This window comes from Haliscomenobacter sp., assembly GCF_040403615.1.
Taxonomy (GTDB): Bacteria; Bacteroidota; Bacteroidia; order Chitinophagales; family Saprospiraceae; genus Haliscomenobacter.
On sequence record NZ_JBBAKG010000251.1, the window covers coordinates 1 to 2,024 of the forward strand.

Below are 2,024 nucleotides of genomic sequence, written 5' to 3' on the forward strand. Positions count from 1 at the left end.
GAGCATGCCGCAGGGGATTGAGATTTGGATTCATGATGTTCCATGAGGAACGACTCACCAACCAAAAGAACTTGAGTACACTAAACATAACAGTCCTTGAATGTTAAAATCTAATTATAACGTCTTCAAGGACAGTTGTCAACGGTTTTTGTCCAAAAATTTAGTTTACTTGTATCCCAGCCAAAACCCAGCCGCCTGCTGATTTTGATTTGGTCATGTTCCATACTTCTTCAAATGCTTCAGCTTCTGCTCCTACGTTTTCCTGTATTACGCCGGTGAATTCCACACTGGCTATGTAGTCAGCACCAGTTTCTTCTATGCCCAATAGTCTTGCGTCCAGTGATACAACTGCTGTTCTATGTGGACCAGCTTCACGGGCGGCCAATTGCTGTTGTATTTCTTTCAACATCGTGTCAGTCATCATACCACCAAGAGTAGCAACATCTGCACGATCCCATGCGGCCTGCAACAGCACAAAGTTTTGTTTGGCAGCAGATTCGAAACCTACCACATCAAATCCTGCAGGAATTGTCCATGTGGTTGTAGCCAAAGCTGATCCGATCATGCTACCACTGGAGAATCGTGTGGGTTGGTTGTAAGGATTAAACATATTTGAGGATGAGGCATTGTTGCCTTGATAAGCAAGATTATTTTCATTGCTTGTGTTCATACGCTTACGCATGAACCAGCCTATCACTGCCATGACCGCAACACCGATCAATAGCGCCATTAGGATATTGCCAAATGCCGCGCCTAGTCCCAAACTGCTGGCCAGCCATGCCAAGCCAAGCCCTGCTGCCAAACCTCCCAACATAGCACCCCATGGACGACCGGGAGCGATCGCTGGTGCCGCTGTTGGTGGCGTGGCCTGTGCGGGAGGTGCCGCTTGTTTTTTGCTTACATTGGAACTTTGTTGTCCCACGCTTTTGCCGCCGCCCATACGCTTTGCTTCTGCACTCACACTGGCAAAAGCCATCATACAGACTAATACTATTGAGATTAATTTTTTCATGTTATACGTGCCCCTTGTGGATCAATTGATTAACCATGTTGAGATCAAATTCTAATTTGGTGATACGATCTCGCATCTGTTGATATTCTTCACTATGAACATCGCCATTGTTAGTCACAATGTCCAAATACATGTGTGCGGCTTGGTCATGTGCAACTTGAACTTCTTTTTCTAATAACACTCTTCTATCTTTTAACATAATTTCTCCTAATATTTTCCTGATGCTAGCACTATCTTGCAAATGTGTTCTAATCTTTCTATGTGTTCGTATGCCCGCCATGGAGTGTTGCCAATAGCCACCACACCGTGTCCTTTGATTCCCACTATATCAAACTTGATATTGCCTTCGCGGTCAAGTCCCAAGTTATGATGACACGCTTTGCCTAATTCTTCACTGATAGGAGCAACATCTCCCACATTGTGTGCTACCCGGGTGTAACGATTGAGTTCAGGAAACGCATCTGAAACAGTGCCCAAGTCAATGCCGGCATGCATGGCCGCAATGCAGTAAGTTGGATGAACATGAACCACCACACGCACATCGTCTTTGTGCTGTCCTAATTCTTTCTGCAAACCAAAATGTAACGGCATCTCACCACTAGGTTCCAAGTTACCTGACAAGTCAGTTTGTTCAATAACACTCCACGAATAGTTAAATGCGCTGGAACCAACACCACTGTTAATTGACCTCCATATGGCAATCTTTTTAAACATCTCCGGTTGCATCTGCTGTTTACGTACTCCGCTGGGAGTTACATAAAAATGATCACGGTCATGATGTCGAATAGAAATGTTACCATCTCTACTGGTAATCCAATTACGCTTATAAGCGTCTACTAATATATCGCAACAAGTTTCTAACATTATAGTTTACAAGCCTCGCAATCTTCTTCTAACTCTTCTAAGTGATATCCGTTTAGTTGGACACCATTTATTTGTAGTTGCTCGGGCGCAATTTCAGCAACTTGTTTACTGCCTTGCTTGTTGATCAAGCTGTAGTAAAATGTTTTCA

2 protein-coding genes are annotated in these 2,024 nt (G+C 43.9%); both read right to left on the minus strand.

The features are described 5' to 3' along the window. Positions 1 to 160: 160 nt before the first annotated feature. Positions 161 to 1,012 (minus strand): Tim44 domain-containing protein, encoded by an 852-nt coding sequence (locus ABW391_RS29355; RefSeq protein ID WP_353485463.1) that lies wholly within the window; start codon positions 1,010 to 1,012, stop codon positions 161 to 163. Positions 1,013 to 1,219: 207 nt separating this feature from the next. Further along, the gene (locus ABW391_RS29360; protein WP_353485464.1) at positions 1,220 to 1,876 is read right to left on the minus strand and encodes a class II aldolase/adducin family protein; all 657 of its coding nucleotides are present in this window, start codon (positions 1,874 to 1,876) and stop codon (positions 1,220 to 1,222) included. Positions 1,877 to 2,024 lie beyond the last annotated feature (148 nt).